The organism is Shewanella sp. SG41-3, assembly GCF_014164545.1.
In the GTDB taxonomy this organism is placed as follows: Bacteria; Pseudomonadota; Gammaproteobacteria; order Enterobacterales; family Shewanellaceae; genus Shewanella; species Shewanella vesiculosa.
Window position 1 is genome coordinate 99,688 of the sequence record NZ_JACJFJ010000010.1, and the last position, 23,970, is coordinate 123,657.

Here is a 23,970-nt window from a genome sequence, read left to right on the forward strand (position 1 = left end):
CGTTATCACTATTGGCCAACAGCAGAAACAATTCTAATTTGTTTCTCATCGGGTATTTCTTGATAAGAAATCACTCGTAAATTTGGAATAGTGTATTTAACAAATCTGGACAGCGTTGACCTCAACATACCAGAGGTCAATAAAATGGCTGGTTGCCCTACCATTTCTTGCTTCTGTGCAGCATCTAACAATGACTGCTGCATGCGTTCTGCAAGGCCGGGTTCAATATTCGGTCCTTCACCGCCAGTCGCCTGCATAGACTTATGCAACATCTGTTCCAACTCTGGCGCCAATGTAATGACAGGTATTTCAAGTTCAGGCCCAGAGATTTCTTGTACTATCATGCGTTTTAGCGCTATACGCACTGCTGCAGTTAAGACTTCGGTATCATTACTCTTGGTGCCGTACTCTAATAATGTCTGCACTATGGTGCGTAAATCACGAACCGAGACACCTTCGTTAAGTAAGTTTTGCATGACTTTAACAACCGAACCCAACGGCATAATATCGGGTACAAAACCATCAACTAATTTAGGCGAGTTCTTGCTCAGCATATCCATTAACTGCTGCACTTCTTCATAACCTAATAGTTTGGCTGCATTATTACTCAATAACTGACTAATATGCGTTGCCACAACCGTTGCGGTATCAACGACGGTATAACCTAATGTTTGTGCATGTTCACGTTGTTCTGGTGTGATCCACACCGCCTCTAAACCAAAAGCGGGGTCACGGGTGTCAATACCGTCAAGCTTACCGTAAACCTGACCAGGATTGATCGCTAGCTCACAATCATGTCTAACTTCAGCCTCACCGACCACCACACCCATTAAGGAAATACGATATGCATTTGGCGATAAGTCTAGATTGTCACGAATATGCACCGCTGGCACTAAAAAACCTAATTCTTGTGACAATTTTTTACGCACACCTTTAATTCGGCCTAATAACTCACCACCCTGAGACTTATCAACCAATGGAATTAACCGATATCCCACTTCCAGACCGATAGTATCAACATGGCGCACATCATCCCAACTTAACTCTTTAGGTTCTTTATCTCTAGCTTCTACTGGCCCTTTGGTCGCCAGTGTCAGTGCCGCTTGTTTTTTGTCAACATTCCGCTTGTAGACAAAGTACGCTGCACCAGCAGTAATAAATGCGAAGGTCAAAAATGCCACATGAGGCATTCCAGGCACAATACCCATGATAAACAGTAACCCAGCAGCAATGGCTAATGATTTGTGACTGTCAAACATCTGACTAAACATCATTTGGCCCATATCACCAGATTCATTTTGACGCGTTACCATTAACGCGGCTGCAATTGATAATAATAAACCGGGAATTTGCGCAACCAAGCCATCACCGATGGTCAGCAAAGTATAAATTTCTACTGCACTAGAAAAATCCAGATCATGCTGAACGATACCAATCACAAAGCCACCAAGTATATTGATGACAAGAATCATAATACCGGCGATAGCATCACCTTTAACGAACTTTGAAGCACCGTCCATCGCACCATAAAAGTCGGCTTCACGAGTCACTTCAGCACGGCGAATACGCGCCTGGTCTTGGGTTAAGGTGCCAGCATTTAAATCAGCATCAATGGCCATTTGCTTACCCGGCATAGCATCCAAGGTAAATCGAGCACTCACCTCAGCAATACGCCCCGCACCTTTCGTTACCACAGCAAAGTTAATGATAATAAGAATAATGAACACCACTAAACCAACCGCATAGTTTCCGCCAATAACCACAGAACCAAAGGCTTCAATCACTTTACCCGCAGCATCACCACCATTATGACCTTCGAGCAATACAATACGGGTGGAGGCAACGTTAAGCGCGAGTCTTAATAAAGTCGCAACCAGTAAGACTGTCGGAAATGCAGCAAAATCAAGGGGTCTGTCAGAATAAATAGCAACAAGTAACACAACTAATGCTAACGCGATATTGAATGAAAATAGGATATCGAGTAAAAAAGCAGGAATGGGTAAAACTACCATCCCAAGCGCAGCAAGTACCAATAAAGGTGTACCGATACCTTTAAATGTCGATGGTCTTATTTGTTTAAACTGCCCGAAAGCTGCTTTTGCATCCATAGAGGGGAACCCTTTGTATAGTCTATTGCGAAATACTATGTTTTTATTTGACGCTAATAAATCTACAAAGCAAAAACTAAGCCACTATTAGTTATAGCATCATTCATAATGTCGCGATTTGACTGATATAGGGTTGATTAATGTTTTAAATCATCAGGAATAGGTTGATTAATAGGAATGGGTTTAGGCCGACGACCTTTGCCTTTTTGATATTGTCTTAGCTGAAAAACATACGCGAGTATTTGTGCTACTGCAGTAAATAGGCCTTCTGGAACTTGCTGGTCTATTTTAGTTGTGTGGTAAATAGCACGGGCAAGTGGTGGAGCAGAAACAATAGCAACATTATGTTCACGAGCAATTTCACGTATTTTAAAAGCAACATCGTCGACCCCTTTAGCGATTAAAAAGGGTGCAGAAGAACGACTTACATCGTATTTAACCGCCACAGCATAGTGTTCAGGGTTGACCACGATAACATCAGCATTAGGTACCTCGGTCATCATGCGTCGTTGCGCCAGCTCTTGCTGCATTTGTCTTATGCGGCCTTTAACTTCAGGCTTACCTTCAGTGTCTTTATATTCATCTTTAACTTCTTGCTTGGTCATTTTTAACTGTTTGTTATGATTCCAAATTTGAAATGGCACATCAATAACAACAATCAATAGCATGGAGCTACACAGTAAAATAAACATCCAAATCAACAAATCTAAGGCGTGATAAACATTACCAGGAAGATGATCGCTAGACAGAGTCAAAATATCATAGAAATAAAAACTAAGAAGGAAATATGCAGATAACGCTACCACAGAAAATTTAGCGATACCCTTTGTAAGTTCAACTAAGGCTTGAGTACCAAACATGCGTTTAAAGCCGCTCATTGGGTTCATTTTACTGCCTTTTGGCATAAAGGCTTTGACTGAAAAAGACATGCCGCCTAAGGCAATATTCCCCAGAAAAGACACGAATGCCAATAAAGCAATAAAGCTGATCAACGGCCAAGCAAGCTCATTGCCAACAACGCCCCAAACCCGAAACATGGAATTAGTATCAAAAATTTGATCGCGTTCCATTGAAAAAACTTGCTTCATAATGGTATAGAGACTTTTGGCGATAGCAGGTCCTGTCATCGAAAAACCTATCGATGCAGCAAGCAATACAGCTGCAGTACCTAACTCTTTAGAGCGGGCGACTTGACCTTTTTCACGCGCTTGATCAAGTCGCCTCCCTGTAGGTTCCTCGGTGCGTTCTTGACTGCTATCATTTTCTGCCATCTATGCCCCCTAAAAAACCACTGAGCCATCAATTTGACATTGAAGTAGCAGTAGATCACACATGAGCAGCTGTGCAGCTAACCACACCTCATCAAAATGCGCCATGATCGGGGCTAACGTTAACCATAAAATCAATAAACCGCTAACCATAGTGACCGGAAAACCAATCGAAAAAATATTTAATTGCGGCGATGCACGAGTCATCACACCAAAGGATAAATTGATTAGCAACAAGGCAATAATCGCAGAAATCGACATCGTTAAGGCTGAGCCGAACATGAAACTGCCCCAATCAGCAAGGGCACGGTAATTAGCAATTGATATGCCTTGATTTGAAATTGGAATCGTTTCAAAACTGGCTACCAACATCCGCAACATCAATAAATGTCCATCTACGGCTAAAAAAATTAATGTGGCGAGCAATAGAAAAAAGTTACTCACTACGGGTGTTTGTTCACCGGATCCTGGATCGACCATAGAGGCAAAACCTAAACTGGTTTGCATACCAATAATTTGCCCCGTTAACACAAAAGTTTGCATCACCATTAAGGTGACAAAACCCATAGTGACCCCGATCAAAATTTGCTGAGCAATCACAAAAACGGAACCTAATGCCATTAGCTCGATATTTTCAATAGGAGGCAGCATAGGCGCAACGGCCATAGTTATCGCAACAGATAACATCAGCCGAACTCGAGCGGGTGTAGTATTTGCGCCAAACACAGCCATTACCATCAACATGGATGAAATACGAAAAAAAGGCAAAAGATAGGCCGCAATTGTTTGACTGATTTCATCAAACAAAATATCCACAACTTAACCTATAACCTGTGGGATGAGGTTGACCATCTCATAAAAGAAATCCATCATAGTTTGCACTAGCCAGTGGCCTAAAAACATCAATGCAAATAAGGTCACGAGTAAACGTGGTAAAAAACTTAAGGTTTGCTCGTTAATTGAAGTTGCAGCTTGAAAGACCGCCACAATTAAACCAATAAATAAGCCAGGCAAAATAATCGCTGACACAATCAATACAATAATTGACAGTGCTTCTCGAAAGATATCAATGAGCGATTCTGGAGACATAAATACGAGGCCTTATATTCCGAAACTATTCGCTAATGTGCCCATCACAAGACCCCAACCATCAACCAGTACAAACAGCATGATTTTAAAGGGTAACGACACAATCATTGGTGACAACATCATCATCCCCATCGCCATTAAAATACTGGCAACCACTAAGTCTAAGACTAAAAAAGGCACAAACAGCATAAAGCCAATTTGGAATGCCGTTTTCAGCTCACTAGTAATAAATGCAGGAATAACAACGCTCATTGGCGTTTGTTCAGGAGATTGAATGTCTTTATAGCCTGATATTTCAATAAAAGTTTGTAAGTCTGTGGTGCGAACTTGCGACAGCATGAATGTTTTAATTGGCTCTTTGCCAACGTCATAAGCTTGGGTTAAGGTCATGGTTTCATTGATATAAGGTTCTACGGCTTCAGCATAAATCTTGTCAAACACGGGCGCCATAATAAAAAAAGTCATAAACAAGCTAATCCCAATCAATACCTGATTCGACGGTGTTTGTTGTAACCCCAAAGCTTGTCTTAATATCGATAACACCACAATAATACGGGTAAAAGAGGTGAGCATAATCACCATGGCAGGAATAAAGCTCATTGCCGTCATCAGCAATAAAATCTGCATGGTTACCGAATATTCAGTGGTTCCATCAGCACCAGTTGTAACCGTCAATGCAGGTAACACTCCGTCTTGAGCCAGTGCAGAGGGTGATAGAACAACGGCCACTAACGTCAGTATCGCCAACACCAATGCTGTTATGTACTTATTCATTATTGCTGTTCCTTGGCTTGTTTTAGGCGACTGGCAAACGAGGAAAGTGGAACGTCGACAGGGGTAGATAACTTATCGATAAGATTAATCTGTTGCGAAGTCACGCCAAGTAAATATTGCTGACCATTGACCTCCACCAATACCACCTTTTCACGCTGTCCAATGGGCGTCACAGCAATCGTTTTAATGATTCCACCATTTGATGGGACTAACTTAAGACGTTTCACAATATAAGCTAACAAGAAAATCAACGCTAAAACGACAATTAATCCACCAACCATATTCGCTAAGGTTGCAACATTAGAGGTTTCGGCGGGCCGAACTAAGGTGTTACTAGCTAAAGTACTAGACATTGCAGGGGCGCTTAATGCCTCACTCATGATGCCGAGCATTGGTATCATATTAGCCACTGTGATTCCTTGTGATAGTTAACCCACTAAGCAAAGACTCAATGAATACTGATCTCTGCTTCGTTAGTGTAAATGGTTATTTTAACTTTTTAATACGTTCAGTCTGGCTAATAACATCAGTTAAACGAATACCAAATTTGTCATTAACGACCACCACTTCCCCATGGGCAATCAAGGTGCCATTAACCATAACATCCAGAGGCTCACCTGCGACGCGATCAAGCTCAACAACAGAGCCTTGGTTCAACTGGAGTAAATTTCGAATGCTAATAAAACTTCTTCCAACTTCCATAGAAATGGTCACAGGAATATCTAGGATACCATCCAATTTTGCCGCTTCTTCTTTAGAAATAGGCTTGGACTCGTCGACTAACTCATCTAATTCGACATGTTCCGCTTCTTCTAAAGCCTGTTCAGCCATTGCTGCAGCCCAGTCATCGCCAGTATCTTCTGTACTCATTTACTTCACCTTATAAGTCTGAAATATCACGCGACTTGCCTTTGCGAGTCACTAATTGCAGCTCTGTTTTAACCGTTTCTGGCCGCGGGATTTTTTCACTGATTTTTAATGCTAAGTTATCGCGTGATTTACCCATTTTACAGCGGTAAGTTGGTAAGCCCTCTATTCGCATCATAATATGTTCAGGCAAATCAATCGGAATAATATCACCCGCTTTAAATCCCATCACATCACGTAAAGTCACTTCATGCTCAACCACATTGACATCAAAACCAACTTGCACGTCCATGATCTCATCACGTAATGCTTGCGACCAGCGCATATCGGTATCTTGTTTATCACTTTGAACACCGGCATCGAGTAATTCACGTATTGGTTCAATCATTGAATACGGCATAGTGATGTGGAAGTCTCCCCCCCCACCATCGACTTCGATGTGGAATGAGTTTATCACCACCACTTCTGTTGGACTGACAATGTTGGCCATGGCAGGGTTCACTTCAGAATCGAGGTATTCAAACTCCACGTCCATTACCGGCGCCCATGCTTCTTTGTAATCTTCAAAAATAATTTTAAGCAGTAACTGGACTATTCGGCGTTCTGTTGGAGTAAATTCACGACCTTCAATTTTGGCATGAAAACGGCCATCACCACCAAAGAAGTTGTCGACGAGAATAAAAACTAGCCTTGCTTCCATGGTAATTAACGCTGTGCCTTTTAGTGGACTAAAACGCACCATATTTAAACTCGTTGGAACAAATAGCGTATGTACATACTCACCAAACTTAAGCATTTGTACGCCATTAATTGACACTTCTGCAGCGCGACGCATCATGTTAAACATACTGATTCGTAAATGCCGAGCAAATCGCTCATTGACGATTTCAAGCGTTGGCATACGACCGCGCACAATACGATCTTGAGATGAGAAATCATACGATCGTGCATCAGCACTATCTTCTACAATGTCATCATCATCATCGTCATCGACACCATGTAATAGCGCATCAATCTCATCTTGGCTTAATAAATCACTCACATCATCGCCTTAGCAGTTAACGCTTTTAGTTATTGCATGACAAAACCAGTAAACAGGACTTTCTCTACCACTTTATTTCCTGTTATTGGTTGCAGCGTATTCTGAACATTGAGTAAGGCTAACTGGCGCAGCTCGTCTTTACCTGCTTGGGTACTAAGCTTTTGCACATCAGCAGCACTAAAGGTCGTTAATAACGCATCTTCAATTAAAGGAATATGTTTTTGGGTCAATATACTATTACTTTCACCACGCACCATTAATTGGACTTTTATTTCAACTAAACGAGCACGGTCAGCGCCTGGTAAATTAAATAAAAAAGGTCTTGGCATACCGACATACTCTGCTTCAGAACTGACTATCGGCGCAGCGGGATCGGCAGATGCATCACCACTGACGTCGGTAGCGGCAGGCTCGTCCGAGCCCATAAAAAACCACAATCCGCCGCCAATAAGCAAAACTAATACTAAACCAATGCCACCAAAGATGAATAGTTTCTTGCTTTTTTTACCGGCGTTAGGTGTGTCGTTTAACTCTAATTCTTGTTCAGGCATTATGGTTCCTAATCAACATTGTGATTAACATTATAACTTAACTGAATAACTCGTTATTCTTGAAAAGATATATTAGTGCTATAGGTTACCTGCTTAAGCATAATAATCTATAGCAGAATGTAAACTCCTTGATGGATTTGTCATCAAGCTAGGCTCTTGTGCTGAAATTTCATCCAATTGCGTATCTCCAGCGGCATGATCACCAGATTGTCCTTGCTGATCACGCCCGCTATCGCCTTGAGAAACCTGACTGTCTGTTAGTTGTAATCCTTCTTGGGCAAGCATATCGCGTAATCGTGGCATAGCTTGCTCAACAATATCACGGGTTTGCGACTGAGCAACATGAAACTGTACTTGGGTTTGATCACCATGAATTTGAATTTTAACGGTTAAATGCCCAAGTTCCGGCGGATCTAAACGAATTTCAGCTTGCTGAATACCATTACTGACCATAGTAATTAACTGCTGCTTCATGACCGGAGAAAAGCGCTGGATCATCTCTTGCATTTGCGCACCATGATCGCCTTGGGGTTTCAACGATAACTGAAATTGTGGTACATCACTTTTATGTATCGGAGTAAAACTACTCTGATTTTGTAAAGCCTTAGTGTCGGTATCACCGATATCATTCACTGCGTCTAAACCCAAGTTAGCCGAATTTATATTGGCTGACAGTTCTCCTGATGCACGCTTGGTCGCTAGGGAATCTAGGACCACAGAAAAATCAGCTTTCGCCAGCATTTTGGCATTATCAGTATCTGATTGAATATTGCCATCAATACGAGTGCTATCACCTAAAATCGTCTTAGGGTCGGCAGATATCGCTGAAGAAGATGCAAGAGTGGCGCTAGCCTCCAAAAAATCGGTGCGGTCTAATTTAACAACCGCAGAATTAAGACCCGGAGAGCCGGCTTGACCTGGAACGGTGGTACTGGCGGCAATTGATTTATCAATTTGGTTTTGTTCTTCAGAGCTAAGGATACTTTTTGGGGAATCGTCACTACTGTCCATATCTGCAGACACCATCGCTAAAATGGATTCATCAACAACAGGCGCTTGTAAATTAAAGTCACTAATTAACTCGCTTAAGCCCTTAATGTCTAGTGCTTGTAAATCATTTTCAGATAAATTGGCAAATGCCATTAAGCTGGATATATCTTCAGGGCTAAGCTGAGAAAGAGCTTCTTTGGTAGAAAGAGAGTCAGCGGGTAAATCAATAGCATCAGTGAATAACGCCCCCATCTCTGACTGACTATCGCTATTCAGCTCATCAATAATACTGCTGTCAGGGTCGATCAAAGATATCGCGTCAAAACCAATATCTAATGTATCCACATGCGGCAATTCATTTCCGCCAGAGGAATGACGTTTATTTAATGCATCAGCCATATTAAGCTGAGCAAAAATCAATTCAATATCAGCATTTTCTTCAGTAGCTAAATCAAGGTCATTGGCAGCATCGACTTGATCCACTTCAGCGTCTAACGATACAGGTGCACTATTGGCGTTAGGCCGCGAAGCAAGTTCGGATTCACTCGCTTGATTAAAAGCAGACAAGAATGATGTATTTTCAACACCTTGCATGTTTCCTTTTGTACTAAGATCAGCAGATTTACTGCTATTTCCAAGTAAGATATTGCTCATCTGCTGCATAATCAGCTCCACTCAATCAAACAAAGTTAGGTCATTATCGTCTAACAAACAGCTATCAAATTACCTCGATGAATCATATGTCGATATTAGGTAATATCAATAGAGTCATTACAAACCTCATCATAAGGTTTCCACTGTCGCTTCGCTGACGATTTCTATTCCAATGTAAACTTAAATTTATATTAAGCAATTTAAGTGCCAATAAATATTAGTTGATAAAGTTTAGATAATAAATAGAGTTTGAACACGAACCAATCAAAAGGGATTGCGGTAAAACGAATGTTAGATTTGGAGGCTATGACTTAATTGATTTTTGACGGTAATATTGTTGCATAGCAAACTCATCTGACATTTTTTGTTCACGTTTTGCTTCTACGACCATAGCCTTTTTGGCTTTCTGAGCGAGTAACATTTCTACCGCTTTGCGTTTTTGTTGTTTTTCTTGCCAGTGAACTTGACGGTAACCCACTTGTTTTTCGGCATCTTTAACCGCTGCCACTTGTTGGGTAATAGCACTATCAACTTGACGAATAAACTGATGAAACTGATGGTACTGATTAGCACGTAATGTCGTGCCCGTGTGCCCTTCCATCTGCTTCATGTAATCTAAACGGTAATTGTTTAGCGCATCGAGCTGCCCTTGGCGTTTTTGTTTTTCAAATTGAGCCGACTTGAGCTGCAATGCCGCTTGTTCCTCGGCAGCAGTCGCTAGCTTCAATACCGTTAATAATGGGTCTGTGCGAGTCATCTAGGTTATCCCTGACATTGAGCGGCAATTTGAGTCAACATCACTCGGCTTTCTTCAAATGAGACAGGTTCTTTAAACCCTTGACGTAAAAAAGCATTCATTGCAGGTTGTAAACGTATCGCATTATCAATCCGAGGATCACTGCCTTGTGAGTACGCGCCAATTGAAATCAGGTCACGATTTTGCTGATACAAAGAATACATCTGTTTAACTTTACGCATCGCCTCTAAGTGTTCTCCACTTATCACCATTGGCGCAACACGGCTAATTGATGCTTCCACATCAATCGCAGGATAATGACCCGAATCGGCAAGTTGACGAGATAGCACAATATGGCCGTCTAAAATCGCTCGAGAAGCATCTGCAATCGGATCTTGTTGATCATCACCTTCGGTCAATACAGTATAAAAAGCCGTAATAGAACCTTGACCAGCGCCGCCATTACCGGCGCGCTCAACTAAACGGGGTAACTTAGCAAACACAGAAGGTGGATAGCCTTTGGTTGCTGGCGGTTCTCCTACCGCAAGCGCCACTTCACGTTGCGCTTGGGCATAACGTGTCAAGCTGTCCATTAACAATAAAACATCGTAGCCTAAATCACGAAAATATTCGGCTATACGAGTCGATGTTTCACAAGCACGTAAACGCATTAATGGCGATGTATCTGCCGGTGCAGCCACTACAACCGAGCGGGCACGACCTTCTTTACCTAAAATTTCTTCAATAAATTCTTTAACTTCGCGGCCACGCTCGCCGACTAATCCCACCACAATAATGTCGGCTTTAGAACCTCGAGTCATCATGCCTAGAAGCACACTTTTACCTACCCCAGAGCCAGCAAACAGCCCCATTCGCTGACCTTTACCTACGGTTAACATCGAATTAATGGCACGAACACCGACATCTAATGGTTCGGTAATGGCACGTCGAGACAATGGATTAATGTAAGGACCATGACGGGCTGCGTATTGATCCGTATTCAATGGCCCCAAACCATCTAACGGCACGCCGCTACCGTCTAATACTCTACCTAACAATGCTAATCCGACATTTAATCCAGATTGCTCACCCAAGGGTTGAACCCGTGCGCCAGGCAAGACACCTCGCAGCTCTTCAATAGGCATTAAATACAACAGTTTGTCATCAAAGCCAACCACCTCAGCAACTAACTCACCAACCATGGTTTCAATGGAGCATAAACTGCCCACAGGCGCACGACATCCTGTCGCTTCTAAGGTTAAACCAACAACCCTAACTAACTGGCCGCTAGCGACGGGTCTAAGCGGTAGCACGTGTTTATGATGCACCGACAGTTTATTGAGGAGTTTATGTTGACGGGTGGTCATCGATATTTCCTTGAGATAGCCCTTTGTTCTGTTGCTGATCGTCATCGCCTGCGCCATTACCCGCTGGTGCACTTGTATTGAGCGTTATATCGTTATCGACAGTGGCATTTTTATCATGCTCAACATTGAGTGATGCAGCTGAGCCATCTAGAACATTTTCAGCGACAGATTCAGTCGCATTGGTCTTCTGAGCAACATCTGTTTGTCCAGTCTCGAGCTGATTATCTTGGTCGGGAGCAGTATCTGAAGCGGCTTGATCGTTGACTGCCTCAATCCCATTAGCAGACTCAGAGGCTTGTTGATACTCTGTCAAATTTTCGACTGATGTTGTTTGATATTGTGGATGAGTAGACTTTTGTTGTTGTACATTTTTAGCTATCTGATTCGACTGCGCATCCAATTCACTAAATACTTGATTGATACGTTGCTCGACGCGTAAATCAACGGAGGAGCGTACACTTTCAATAATACAGTCGCCATTTGATAAAGTAGGATCGATATCAATTTGCCAGTTATTTTTTTGTAATTGTTCAGCACTATAGCATTGGCTGACGATTTCAGCATCGGCTTGATTTAAGCGTAATTTAACCAGTTGTTCTTTTAATGGTAGGGCGTCAACACCTTGGCGTAACGCTGATAATATATGCTCTGGATGCGTTTTTAGTTCGTGACCAATTACCGACTTTGCTAAGCTGATTGTCATGGCGAGCAACTCGGCTTCAATTTCGTTATCAACTATTGATAATGGCAACTCAAATTGAGTCATAATGTGATTAAGTTGCTCAACTAACTGATTAACTTTAGTTTGACCAGCCTCATAACCTTGTTGTTCGCCTTGAGCAAAACCTTGCTGATGACCTTGCTCTAATCCTTCTAAACGCCCTTGTTCCAGCCCTTGTTGATGACCTTCTTGTTGACCTTGCTCAAACCCTTCTTGCTCTGCCGCTGCGCGAATATCTTCGATTTGTGCCATCGTAGGCGGCGCCATAGACTTCTCGGGGCCAGAAACGGGGTTTGGCCGATGAGCTTCAGAAAATTGACCAAATAAATTTGAAGGATCGTGACTGCTGTCTTTGGTAATATCAGGTAATTGCCAATGGCTAAACTCATGCTCATTATCGGCATTGGTGACATCTTTAGGCACTTTTGATTCAGACATAATTGGTCACTTGTGTTATTGAAAACATTGGCTCAAAGCAAAATAATAACAGGAGTACAATGTATTAGCTTTACTGACAACAAACGAATTAGGCAAGTAAATTAGGCATATCTTTCAGACATACCTAATCATAAAATTACAAGAACTCGTCACCGCCACCGCCGCCTAGCATAATTTCACCACTGTCACTGAGTCGACGTGCAATAGACAGAATTTCTTTTTGTGCTACTTCAACTTCACTGATACGAATAGGCCCCATGGCTTCTAAGTCATCACGCAGTAATTCTGCAGCACGCTTGGACATGTTCCCAAGAATTTTCTCTTTTAAAGCTTCATCAGCACCTTTGAGTGCTTTCATCAAGATATCTTGCTGTACTTCACGTAACAATGCCTGAATACCACGGTCATCAACGTCAATGAGGTTTTCAAATACAAACATCATGTCTTGTATTTGTTGCGCCATCTCTTCGTCAGACTCACGCATAGTTTCCATTATTTGGCTCTCAATACCAGTATCGAGGTAGTTCATAATATTGGCTGCAGCTTTTAAGCCGCCCATTTTGGCTGCTTGCGCACCACCTTGACCCGCAAATTGTTTTTCCATGATGTCGTTTAGCTCTTGCAATGCTGCTGGCTGAACTTCTTCAAGATTGGCAATACGCATCATTAAATCTAAACGGGTATTTTCAGGGAACTGACTAAAAATTTCAGCCGCTTGATCCGGTTCTAAGTAAGACAACACAATGGTTTGAATTTGAGGATGTTCATTTTGAATAATGGTCGCCACTTGGCGGGCATCCATCCACTTTAATGAATCAAGCCCCTTAGCGCCGCTGCCCATAATAATTTGTTCAATTAAGTTACCAGCTTTATCTGCCCCCAATGCCGCGGTTAACGCTTTACGGACGAATTCTTCACTGTTAAAACCAATTGAAGAGAATTTTTGAATATCATCTAAAAATAGCTTGTGAACCCCAATGACTTTTTCTTGACCAAAGTCATCCATCGCCGCCATCGCCATACCCACTTTTTGTACCTGCTTAGGCTCTAAGTGTTTCAAAATTGACGCAGCATCCGCTTCACTCAAACTGAGCAATAAAATGGCTGTTTTCTCAACACCAGTAACTAAATCTGGGTCAAATGCCGTTGATTTCTCTGCTTTTTCTACTTTGTCTTTAGCCATTGTCTTGTAACCAGTTTTTAACTACTTGAGTGGAAAGTTCAGGCTCGTTAGCCACTAACGCTCTAATTGCTTTAATCATATCATCATCTTTATGCAAATTAGGTATATGAATTGAGCCATCATCAGCATAACTGTATTCCGCCTCTTTAGTATTGAGCATACCTAAGGTATCTGCTGCATACTGATCTTCAATTTCTGCTAACTCATGTCCAGGACGAACATCATCTGGCATGTTGATCCCATTAGGATTGGTTAGCTTCTTAAGCATAGGACGAACCACAGCCAAGATAAGCACTAAAATAACAATCGCACCTAATGCTAGCTTAATTGCACGCCAAAACCACGGTTGTTCCCACATATCAGGTTCAGGTAACTCTTCAATTAGCTGATCCATAAAGGGAACGGTTACCACTTCAAGAGCATCACCACGCTGGGTACTAAACCCAACAGCGCCCTCGAGTAAACGACGAATATTAGTTAACTCTTGCTCAGTTCTCGCCACACGAGTGACCTGGCCATTTTCATCTACTTGCCCTGGTTTAAAGTTAATCGCTACTGACACACTCACACGGCGTACCACACCAATTTGCTGACGAGTATGGCTGATAGTTGTATCTAATTCATAATTACGAGTCGCTTCTTTTGAAGAATCGCCAGATACGGTTGAAGCTGTCGCTTCACCTGCAACTTGCGGAATATCCGACTCCATCGGCGGTTGATTACTTAGCGCACCAGGAATACCACCAGAACTTCCACCCGTTGAGTTACGTTCAATGGTCATTTCACTTCTAATAGCCGGTAAATCTGGTGAAAAACGTTTTGCGGTTTGTTCTACTGCAGTAAAGTTCATATTAACATCAACCTGAGAAGTAAAGTTCTCAGGGCCTAAGATAGGCATTAGGATTGAGTCAATTTTTTTACGGTATTCAGCTTCTTGTTGCTGCACGAGCTCTTGCTCACGACGTGCTCTTGCTGAGGTACCATCTTGGCTACCTGAATTCAGCAAACGCCCATTGGAGTCGGTTACCGTTACACGAGAAGGCTCTAACCCTTGAACAGCCGAACCAACAATATCAACAATCGCGTCAATCTCTTCTTGGCCTAAACCACCACGGCGCACACTCACCACTACTGTAGCACTTGGCTTAGAAGCATTACGGGCAAAAACATTTTCTTTGGGTAACGCTAAAATGACTTTAGCACGGCTAATACTTTTTAGTTCTTCAATAGCTCTGGCTAGATTTTGTTCTTGGCTTTGTTTTAAGCGCGCTTGTTCCATACGTTGGCTAACACCAAAACCACTGTCTTGGCTTAAATAATCGTTAGCTTGAGTGCTACTTTGAATCCCCGCACGGCTAAGCAGTAATTTTACTTCTTGATATTTATCTTCAGGTACTTTCACCACATCGACGTTGATTTGATACTCGATTTGGTTTTTATCAAGCACATCTAAGACTTGGATCATCTCAGCTGTTTCCATTTTACCAAGTGGTCGATAATCTGGCTCTTGTGCCCACATCATCACAAACACAGCGAGCGCTAGGCATATCGCTAGTGCCAAAATCATGATCACTTGGCGCATCATATCTGCACCGCCGATGCCGCCAAGCAGCCCAGATTTATTCTCTTGCTGGACGCCGCCATCAACTGTTGAATCTGAACCTACCATCATGTCTGTGCTCACAATACGTACCTGCTATATCTAATGTTGTTATATTATTTAGTGCTTAACGCTATCTGCAGCTAAACAGGCATACTCATAATTTCTTTATATGCTTCAACGAGTTTATTACGTACCTGCACCGTTGCTTCAAAGGCAACACCGGCTTTCTCACGCGCAATAACCGTATCAGAAAGGGTAACCGTCGTATCGCCCATGTCTAAACGAGTGGCTAAATTGGACGAGTTTTGTTGTAACTCATTGACAGTGCCCACAGCCTGAGACAATAACTGACTGAAATCGACGCCTGTGGTGTTATTCACTTGCTGAGTAAGATTAGGTCGAATAGATGAGCCAATCGAAGGGGCTATTTCGCCACGAAGTGACTGCATTTCTTGCATTAATGGATTTGCGCTAATCTGCATGATGTAACTCCCTTTCGTCGACTTTTTGACGACAATAATAACTAATAAAGAGTTAAAGCAATTTAGATGCCAATATTAGAAGAAATATAATATGAGTAGATAAAATGGCGGGAAATAGAGCAAAAGTAACCGTTCCATTAGATAGGACAGGTTACTTTTTGCATCTTGACAGATGTTAGCAATAAATAAGCAAAGTTAATTAGACTATAAATCATAAGGTTAATTAACCAATTACAGATAACGCTAAGCAGGAAGTTGAATGCCCATATCACGCATTTTGGCCATCTTATAACGTAATGTTCGAGCACTTATACCGAGTTTTTCAGCGACCTTTTTTCGACTCCCCTGACATTGATTCAAGGTTTCTAAAATAATCACATGTTCTTGGGCCTTTAATTCGTCACCTAAGCCATCTACTTCAATAGACTGCTCTGTCTCTGCATATTCTGTGGCAACTAACTTCACATCAGCAGAGTCGATAATAATATCATTGACACCAATGTTATCATTTACTCGTAATATCAAGGCGCGTTGAATAACATTGTCTAACTCTCGCACATTACCCGGCCAGCGATGAGTCAGTAACCGTCGAGTTGCCGCATCATCAAGTTTAGGCACCGACGTCATATTCAATGCTTTAGCATGCTTCGCCAATAAATGACGTGCTAACGGAAGAATATCCGCAGGACGTTGGTTTAGTGCTGGCCACGTCAGTGGAAATACGTTAATGCGGTAATATAAATCTTCTCTGAATTCGCCAGACGTCGCCAACGATTTCAAATCGCGGTTTGACGTTGCGAGAACTCTCACATCCAATTTTATTGTTTTACGGCCACCTAAACGCTCTACTTCGCGCTCTTGTAATACCCGCAATAATTTTGCTTGTAAGCCAAGCTCCATCTCAGAAATCTCGTCAAGCAATATGGTGCCGCCTTGAGCTTGTTCGAACTTGCCAGGACAAGCTTGATAAGCACCAGTAAATGCACCTTTTTCGTAACCAAACAAGGTGGCTTCTAACATGTTTTCTGGTATTGCCGCACAATTAATCGCAATAAATGGCTGTTCATTACGTTGGCTATGCTGGTGAATATAACGTGCCAGCACTTCTTTACCTGAACCACTCGGGCCCATGATCATGACCGAAGCATCTGACACCGCAACGCGCTGAGCCAGCGCCAACAATGCTAAACTTTTCTCATCGGCAACCACGGGATTGTCGTGATTTTGTTTTAAAGGCAAATAGCGTGATACCTGATTTAATAACACTTCTGGTGCAAAAGGCTTAGCAAGATAATCTACTGCGCCTAATTTCATCGCACTAACAGCACTGTTAATCGTGGCATATGCGGTCATTAATAATACCGGCACTTTAGGTTGATGTTGTTGTAAATAACTCAGCAAGCCCATACCACCGATGCCATCCATCTGCACATCGCTAATCACCATATCAAAGTGGTTTACTTTTAAGGCCAATATAGCCTCTTCAGCACTGCCAACATCAACACAGTCGTAATGGGCAAGCATCAGTGTATCAAGCAATGCTTCACGTAAATCAGCATCATCTTCAACTAATAGAATATTTGCTTCAGCCACGCGCCACCTCCTGATCACTCATTTTGTTAATGTGCGGAAAGCTCAAACGAATATGGCAACCCATACCGGGTTTACACGACAACTGTATCTGTCCACCATGGTTTCGTACTACCGACTGCACAACAGCTAAGCCTAAACCTGTACCTTGACTCTTTGTTGTAAAAAATGGCTCAAGTATTTGTTGCTGCATTGACGGTTCAAGCCCTTTGCCATTGTCAATAACATCCAATAATAGACCATCAGGCGTTTCACTGGCGCTGACTTTTATTTTTGTGGCCCCAGCTTCAATACTGTTCATCACTAAATTATTTACCGCAGAACTGAGCGCATTCGCATTGGCAAGCATCAATGAATGTGAAGTATCTTCAACAACCAGCTGACAATGTTTTTTATCTGCAATCGGTTCACAACTGGCCATCACTTGGCTGATTATCTCATCCATTGAAACAGATTCAGCCATTCCATCTTGGCGTCCTCTAGCCATAAGTAACATGTCATTTACTTGACGCTCGAGTTCATTGAGTCGGTCAACCAACTTAGATTGAAACTTAGACCGTGCAGAATCGGTTAATTTAGGACTAGCAAGATTAGAAGCGTACAGAAGCGCTGCAGATAATGGGGTTCGTACCTGATGTGCTAACGTGGCCACCATTTTCCCTAACGCCGATAATCGTTGTAAATGAGATAGGTTTTTCTGCAGTAAACGGGTTTCGGTAAGATCCGTTAACACAATTAACTGCCCAGGTTCTGGGGCTAACGGTGTAATAGCCAACTTTACCCGTCGACCATTTTTTAGCGACACTTCGTGTCCATCATCATCTTGAGGTGCAAAAGCACGATGAATAATCTCAAACCAACGTAATCCTTGTAGAGGTCGGCCTAATAGCTCTGTTGCAACCGGATTAGCTAACGTCACAACACCATCACCATCAATGATCACCACGCCAGATGGCATAGCTTGAAGAATATGCGCCATTTGATTCGACATATTGGCGGCCTTACTGGAATATGAACTGACAAGAGACGTTGCTATGCCAGTGGCAATGAATGAGCTTGAGTGAACACGTCCCTGATTGGTATGACTTTGTACATTTGAATTCACGTCAATTGCAGACGTTTGTGTTTCCGCATCAGTGATAGCGAAAGACGAAGCTGACGCAGATAATTCAAAGTATGAATCGTCTGTCTGGGTTAACGCTCGTGCTGAATACATGGTCGCTCCGTCAAAAGAATAACATTTGACTAACCCAATGCATTTACCGTGCCAAGCAAACATTTTGTCGTAGCTGAAACATCGGTGCACGGTTCCTCAGCAAGCTACGCAAACGAAAAAACACACTCTTAGTGTGTTTTCATTACAATATCAATTAATTACAGTTTAATTATTCTTTACTTAAACCATATTTACGCATTTTTTCGACTAATGTGGTACGGCGAATACCAAGCATCTCAGCCGCTCTTGCGACAACATTATCTTGCTGTTCGAGTGCCTGACGGATCATGTCGATTTCTAATTCGGCCAGTAAGTCTTTTAAATTAACCCCTTCCGGCGGTAATTCACTTGGAAAGCGAGTTTCGGGTATTTCGACAGGCTCTTCATCACTGAATATCGACGCTAACGCATCACGTTCTAGCTGTTCTTCACTGACTTCAATACAATATTCTGGCACATCAATATAACGATACTTATGCGGTAAATCGTTGACATCAACCAGTCCGCCTGGGTACAAAATCGTTAAGCGCTCAATTAAGTTTGATAATTCACGAACATTACCGGACCAAGGATGCTCTTTTAATGATTCAATGGCTCGTTGAGTAAAGCGAACCTTACCGCGGCCTTCATTAAACACTCGGTTAACGAGTTCGTGCAGCAGTAACGGCACATCATCACGTCGCTCACTTAACGCCGGCATTTCGATTGGGAACACATTTAATCGATAAAACAAATCTTCACGAAATTCATTATCTACAATCATGGTTTCAAGGTCGCGATGCGTAGCAGCCACAATACGTACATCTGTGGCAATCGTTTTACTGCCACCAACACGCTCAAAAACCTTTTCTTGCAATACACGCAACAACTTAACTTGCATCTGCAATGGCATGTCACCGATCTCATCGAGAAATAGCGTACCGCCTTCAGCCATTTCAAAACGACCTTTACGTGCAGATATTGCCCCGGTAAAAGAGCCCTTCTCATGGCCAAATAACTCACTTTCAAGTAACTCAGCAGGAATCGCACCACAGTTAACAGGAATAAATGGGCCATCACGTCGTTCAGACAAATAATGAATATTACGTGCAACCACTTCCTTACCTGTGCCAGATTGCCCCAACACTAATACCGTTGCATCAGAACTAGATACTTGACTAATCAAGTGTCTAACGTTAGCAATACCTTCACTGCGCCCCACTAGGCTTCTGAATAACTTAGTCTGATTACCGTTTGTTAAGGTATGCTCGCGTTTTGCTTGACCAAACACTTGGCAAAAATGCAATAACTCAGTAAGTTGCGGATAATTTATCGGTTCTTCGATCAGCCCAAGCACATTTGATAGATGAATATCAATATCACCCAGCAAGAGTATGGGTTGCCAAGGAGCTGCAGCGATAATATTTTTAATACTATCGACATCGATATTTTCATTCACAATGACAACTGCTCGGTACCGAGAAAGCTCGACTAAGGCTGCTAAAGATTCATTAGAAACAATGTCACATTGCTCGCCTAAGAATTCTAAAATACAGCACAAACGGGTCACGCGCTCTGATGGGGTACCGACAATTAAAATTCGTTGTTCTATTTGCATCATTCAGAAGGCCAAAAGCTCTTGTTATAGGTATTTATTCGGAATGGTTGCGTCGCACACAGCAACAAAAACCAAAGTACATTGCAGCCATAACAGCTGACAACACTGACAGTATTCTAGCATTATTCCTAAAACATGATCGTAAATCCGCAAAATTCTGGGTAGAAAAACGAACTTAGGGATAAATATTGTATTATCAGCTCACCATAAGCAAGCACCAGTTACATTTTATCTACATTGAGCCACATTTTAATAGCAATATGCTGTTTTTTTATTCGAAAAATCTAATGAACCAAGTTTCGTTTGAACTGAGAGGTTAAATATAGACTCGCCATAGCATCATCTCACGGTAATAAATAGATGAAAAATGATGAATTAGATACATGAATTTCATGTAATGAATTGAAGACTAATAGAAATAAAAAAAGACGCGAAGCGTCTTTTCAGTTGAAATACAGAACACTGTAAGGATTAACTCACTTCAGAGGTTAGCTCGTGCATATCCTGTGGAATAGCATCCCAGCCTTCTTTAATGGTTTTTAAAATCGACACCACGTCATCAATCGCTTGTGAGTCGTTATTAATATTGGCTTCAGACATTCTACGCAACATGTAGTCGTATAACTGAGTCAAATTAGCGGCAACATCAGCACCTGCATCCATATTCAAGCTGCCATTTAAACCATTAACAATCCCGATAGCTTTGCCAATTAATACGCCTCTGTTGGCTATGTCACCGTTCCCTATAGCTAATTTAGCTTGAGCTAAGCGTTCTAGTGCACCTGCTAATAACATTTGGATAATACGGTGTGGTGTCGCCACTGCCATATTACTGTCTACTGACACCTTACGATATGATTGCATTGAACTGCGCATATTTACACCTACCTATTTGAATCAATTGCTTTATACACATTAATTTGGCGTTTTGTGGTATTGCCAGCCTGTAACAACGATTGTCTAGAATCCATTATTTTTCGACTTTGCTTTATCAATGTCTGAGTCAAATCAAACTGCTGTTCCAGTATTTCTCTGTCAGTAAAATTTGTATCAGACACTAAGGCATGCAATAACTTTTGACGCGTCTCAGTAAGTAAATGCAATTCTGATACCAAATCTGAAACAACTTCGTCTTCAGGTTTAGACTTTTCTATTTTATCAATAATAAACATTAGCTTACTATTGATACCATTAATTTCAGTCAGGGAGTAATCCAAACTAAACCTCTTATGTAAAACTTTACATATCTGTAGCAAGACCATGATAGTCAAAAAAACTGCTTGTTCTATGTTTATACTTACTCAGTAATTAATTATTATTCCTAACAACACCAGGCAAGGAGTCTAAGCGGGACTGTAAATCACTAGCGCTACTGTTTAAACTCGCGACAACTAAGTCCATCGCATTATATTGCTTATATAAACGGTCACTGTATGCAGCCATACGGGTATTAAGTTGCTCACGACTGTCAGCTATACGACTGAGTTGTTCATCTAGAGAAGAGTCACGGCTATCCATAATACCACCAGATTTTACGTAACCATCCATTAATGATGACATTTTACTGGCGAAACCACTATCTTCAGCACTGAACATCTCAGCTATAGTGCCTTTATCGCTGGCAATAGCTTCGGTTAATTTAGTTGAATCAATTTCAAGTAAACCTTCACGGGTTGTGGTTACACCTAAATTCGCCAGCATTTTATCACCATCAGACGTACTATACTGACTCGATAACATATTGCGCATTTGGCTTTGAATGCTTCGTGGTAATGCATCACCTTGCAAAATACCTGCTTGTTCGGTATCTGCGTCATAACCCGTTAAATCTTTGATGGTTGTCATCACAGTATTGTAAGCTTCAACAAACCCCTCAATCGCAGTTTTGGTTTTTGCTGTATCTTTACTTACTGTCAATGTGGTTGTTTTATTAATATCTGCAGCGGTTAATGAGAGTGACACTCCGGTAATTCCCTCACTAATGGTATTACTTTGTGAGACAACTTTTACACCATCAATATATGCAATGGCATTTTTAGCCGGGGTCAGCTCAGTCATAGAAAAAGTATCTGCTAAGCCAGTGTTACCATCAGTATCTGTGGCACTAACACTGATAGTGTTATCTTCACCAGTTTTTTTCGAACCTAAGACTAACTGAGGACCTAATTCACCATTGATAATTGTGGCAGTAACATCATTATTATCCTCAGATTTATTGATTTTATTCATGATATCAGTCAGTGTGTCAGTGCCTGCGATATCGATATTAAAGCTATCCCCTGTGCCTAGAGCAATACTTAACGAGCCCTCACCAATAGCTGAGGTTTTATCTGCCACCACAGCGGAGCCGACTTTTTGACTTTGGGCGAGTTGTTCTACTTTTACCTGGTAACTACCCGATACCGCAGTTTTATCAACTGTCGCTGAAAGATAATCTTTGGTTGAGGTTGCTACCTTTTGACTGCCAAAGGTTTCTGGTTTTGTTAAAGCAGCTATTTTGTCTTTAAACTCCGACATGGCACTTTTTAAAGAGCCGATACCAGAAATTTGTGCATTAATTTTACCTTCATTAACATCAAGCTTGGCAGTTTTCCCTGCACTTTCTGCATTAACAAGAGCAGTAACAATACCACCGATGTCAAGACCTGAACCTATACCAACTGATGTTAATCCCATAATAACCTCTGCAATTTCATCTAAAAACAAACCTGCTAATAACTGTTTAATTTATTGGTTAAACTTCCGTTTTCATCAACAAACCAGTCACTTCATTTAATTTTTTGGCAATATCAAGCGCTTCTTCATTAGGAATTTGACGGATTAAATCACCCGTTTTAACATCGATGACTTTAACCACTTGTATGCCTGATTCTTCATCGATATTAAAGGCTAACCCCTTTTGCATCACATTCATGCTCGCAGCAATATCACTTACCGCTTGGTTCAACTCTTGTGAGTCCACCTGAGTCAGTTGATTCACTTGCTCTGTGCTGCGACTGCTATCCCCTACTTTTTGTATACTCTCTACAGGTAAAGCATTTTTGGCTAGACTAGGCTGTTTTTCAAGTATGTTAGCCTGTCCATCTTTGCGTAAAAGGGCATTTGATCCAGCTATATTAACATCCATGGCACACCTCAACTAAACGAATAAAACAAAGCAATAATCACACCATTTTTAGTTGTTAAATATATATCAACATCTAAGTAACAACCACTACATTCAAACGGCCTAATAACGATTGAATATGTGCCTTATCATAAGTATTAAAACATAAAAGGGAGAATCGCAAGCGACCCTCCCTATCTGTAACCTTAACTTAGTGAATCACTATTATAGTAGTGATAACGCTGTTTGAGGTAACTGATTAGCCTGAGCCAACATTGCAGAAGAAGTTTGCGATAAAATCTGTTGCTTAGTTAACTGGGCAGTTTCAGTAGCAAAGTCTACATCCTGAATACGTCCACGTGCATCTGACACGTTAGACTGAATATTACTCAAGTTGTTAATGGTGAAGTTCATACGGTTTTGTACCGCACCTAAATCAGCTCGTTGAGAATCGATACCACCAATTGCGGCATCAATAACATCTAGCGCATCTTGAGCACCTTGAGCTGTACCAATATCGATACTACTTACTTTATTCAATGTTGATGAACCACCAGTAGCGCCTATTCCAGTTATGTCATCAACAGA

General features: G+C 41.7%; 24 protein-coding genes. All 24 read right to left on the bottom strand.

Translation table 11 applies throughout. From position 1 onward, the window contains the following. Positions 1 to 8: 8 nt before the first annotated feature. Positions 9 to 2,108: a flagellar biosynthesis protein FlhA gene (gene flhA, locus H5164_RS17640; RefSeq protein WP_124016938.1), complete on the bottom strand. Its 2,100-nt coding sequence runs from the start codon at positions 2,106 to 2,108 to the stop codon at positions 9 to 11. A gap of 137 nt (positions 2,109 to 2,245) precedes the next feature. Next, complete coding sequence (gene flhB / locus H5164_RS17645) at positions 2,246 to 3,379, bottom strand: flagellar biosynthesis protein FlhB (protein WP_182698020.1); 1,134 nt, start codon at positions 3,377 to 3,379, stop codon at positions 2,246 to 2,248. A 9-nt stretch (positions 3,380 to 3,388) separates the two neighbouring features. Beyond that, a complete protein-coding gene (gene fliR, locus H5164_RS17650; RefSeq protein ID WP_182698019.1) occupies positions 3,389 to 4,192 on the bottom strand; it encodes a flagellar biosynthetic protein FliR in 804 nt (267 codons plus the stop codon). Between the two features lie 3 nt (positions 4,193 to 4,195). After that, positions 4,196 to 4,465, bottom strand: coding sequence for a flagellar biosynthesis protein FliQ (gene fliQ, locus H5164_RS17655; RefSeq protein ID WP_182698018.1), 270 nt, complete (start codon positions 4,463 to 4,465; stop codon positions 4,196 to 4,198). A gap of 12 nt (positions 4,466 to 4,477) precedes the next feature. Next, positions 4,478 to 5,239 (bottom strand): flagellar type III secretion system pore protein FliP, encoded by a 762-nt coding sequence (gene fliP, locus H5164_RS17660; RefSeq protein WP_182757211.1) that lies wholly within the window; start codon positions 5,237 to 5,239, stop codon positions 4,478 to 4,480. Further along, positions 5,239 to 5,640 (bottom strand): flagellar biosynthetic protein FliO, encoded by a 402-nt coding sequence (gene fliO / locus H5164_RS17665; protein ID WP_371697198.1) that lies wholly within the window; start codon positions 5,638 to 5,640, stop codon positions 5,239 to 5,241. The genes fliP and fliO overlap by 1 nt, the downstream gene beginning before the upstream one ends. An 85-nt stretch (positions 5,641 to 5,725) precedes the next feature. Further along, positions 5,726 to 6,109: a flagellar motor switch protein FliN gene (gene fliN, locus H5164_RS17670; protein ID WP_124016933.1), complete on the bottom strand. Its 384-nt coding sequence runs from the start codon at positions 6,107 to 6,109 to the stop codon at positions 5,726 to 5,728. A gap of 10 nt (positions 6,110 to 6,119) precedes the next feature. Continuing rightward, positions 6,120 to 7,148 carry a flagellar motor switch protein FliM gene (gene fliM, locus H5164_RS17675; RefSeq protein ID WP_182698016.1) on the bottom strand — a complete coding sequence of 343 codons (1,029 nt, stop codon included), beginning with the start codon at positions 7,146 to 7,148 and terminating at the stop codon, positions 6,120 to 6,122. A 29-nt stretch (positions 7,149 to 7,177) separates the two neighbouring features. Continuing rightward, positions 7,178 to 7,702, bottom strand: coding sequence for a flagellar basal body-associated protein FliL (fliL, locus tag H5164_RS17680; RefSeq protein ID WP_404948435.1), 525 nt, complete (start codon positions 7,700 to 7,702; stop codon positions 7,178 to 7,180). A gap of 90 nt (positions 7,703 to 7,792) precedes the next feature. Continuing rightward, positions 7,793 to 9,352 (bottom strand): flagellar hook-length control protein FliK, encoded by a 1,560-nt coding sequence (locus tag H5164_RS17685; protein ID WP_182757213.1) that lies wholly within the window; start codon positions 9,350 to 9,352, stop codon positions 7,793 to 7,795. A 295-nt stretch (positions 9,353 to 9,647) separates the two neighbouring features. Beyond that, positions 9,648 to 10,100: a flagellar export protein FliJ gene (gene fliJ / locus H5164_RS17690; protein WP_124016929.1), complete on the bottom strand. Its 453-nt coding sequence runs from the start codon at positions 10,098 to 10,100 to the stop codon at positions 9,648 to 9,650. A 5-nt stretch (positions 10,101 to 10,105) separates the two neighbouring features. Beyond that, entirely contained in the window at positions 10,106 to 11,446 is a 1,341-nt protein-coding gene (gene fliI / locus H5164_RS17695) for a flagellar protein export ATPase FliI (RefSeq protein WP_124016928.1), read from the bottom strand. Beyond that, positions 11,427 to 12,605, bottom strand: a complete 1,179-nt coding sequence (gene fliH / locus H5164_RS17700; protein ID WP_182757214.1) for a flagellar assembly protein FliH — start codon at positions 12,603 to 12,605, stop codon at positions 11,427 to 11,429. Before fliH ends, fliI begins: the two co-directional genes overlap by 20 nt. 136 nt (positions 12,606 to 12,741) lie before the next feature. Next, entirely contained in the window at positions 12,742 to 13,788 is a 1,047-nt protein-coding gene (gene fliG, locus H5164_RS17705) for a flagellar motor switch protein FliG (protein WP_124016926.1), read from the bottom strand. Further along, positions 13,781 to 15,460, bottom strand: coding sequence for a flagellar basal-body MS-ring/collar protein FliF (gene fliF, locus H5164_RS17710; protein WP_165870119.1), 1,680 nt, complete (start codon positions 15,458 to 15,460; stop codon positions 13,781 to 13,783). Before fliF ends, fliG begins: the two co-directional genes overlap by 8 nt. A 71-nt stretch (positions 15,461 to 15,531) precedes the next feature. Continuing rightward, entirely contained in the window at positions 15,532 to 15,873 is a 342-nt protein-coding gene (gene fliE, locus H5164_RS17715) for a flagellar hook-basal body complex protein FliE (RefSeq protein WP_124016924.1), read from the bottom strand. A 243-nt stretch (positions 15,874 to 16,116) separates the two neighbouring features. Continuing rightward, positions 16,117 to 17,466 (bottom strand): sigma-54 dependent transcriptional regulator, encoded by a 1,350-nt coding sequence (locus H5164_RS17720; RefSeq protein ID WP_182757215.1) that lies wholly within the window; start codon positions 17,464 to 17,466, stop codon positions 16,117 to 16,119. Next, the gene (locus H5164_RS17725) at positions 17,459 to 18,679 is read right to left on the bottom strand and encodes a HAMP domain-containing sensor histidine kinase (RefSeq protein WP_310736205.1); all 1,221 of its coding nucleotides are present in this window, start codon (positions 18,677 to 18,679) and stop codon (positions 17,459 to 17,461) included. The genes H5164_RS17720 and H5164_RS17725 overlap by 8 nt, the downstream gene beginning before the upstream one ends. Before the next feature lie 169 nt (positions 18,680 to 18,848). Further along, complete coding sequence (locus tag H5164_RS17730) at positions 18,849 to 20,279, bottom strand: sigma-54-dependent Fis family transcriptional regulator (RefSeq protein WP_182698011.1); 1,431 nt, start codon at positions 20,277 to 20,279, stop codon at positions 18,849 to 18,851. 468 nt (positions 20,280 to 20,747) lie between these two features. Further along, a complete protein-coding gene (gene fliS / locus H5164_RS17735; protein WP_182757216.1) occupies positions 20,748 to 21,152 on the bottom strand; it encodes a flagellar export chaperone FliS in 405 nt (134 codons plus the stop codon). Positions 21,153 to 21,160: 8 nt separating this feature from the next. Next, positions 21,161 to 21,493 (bottom strand): flagella biosynthesis chaperone for FliD, FliT, encoded by a 333-nt coding sequence (locus H5164_RS17740; protein ID WP_182757217.1) that lies wholly within the window; start codon positions 21,491 to 21,493, stop codon positions 21,161 to 21,163. A gap of 91 nt (positions 21,494 to 21,584) precedes the next feature. Next, positions 21,585 to 22,952: a flagellar filament capping protein FliD gene (gene fliD / locus H5164_RS17745; protein WP_182757218.1), complete on the bottom strand. Its 1,368-nt coding sequence runs from the start codon at positions 22,950 to 22,952 to the stop codon at positions 21,585 to 21,587. Between the two features lie 58 nt (positions 22,953 to 23,010). Next, on the bottom strand, positions 23,011 to 23,403 hold the full coding sequence (locus H5164_RS17750) for a flagellar protein FlaG (RefSeq protein ID WP_182757219.1): 393 nt from the start codon (positions 23,401 to 23,403) through the stop codon (positions 23,011 to 23,013). A gap of 204 nt (positions 23,404 to 23,607) precedes the next feature. After that, a partial coding sequence (locus H5164_RS17755) for a flagellin (protein ID WP_259396859.1) occupies positions 23,608 to 23,970 on the bottom strand: 363 nt, incomplete at its 5' end.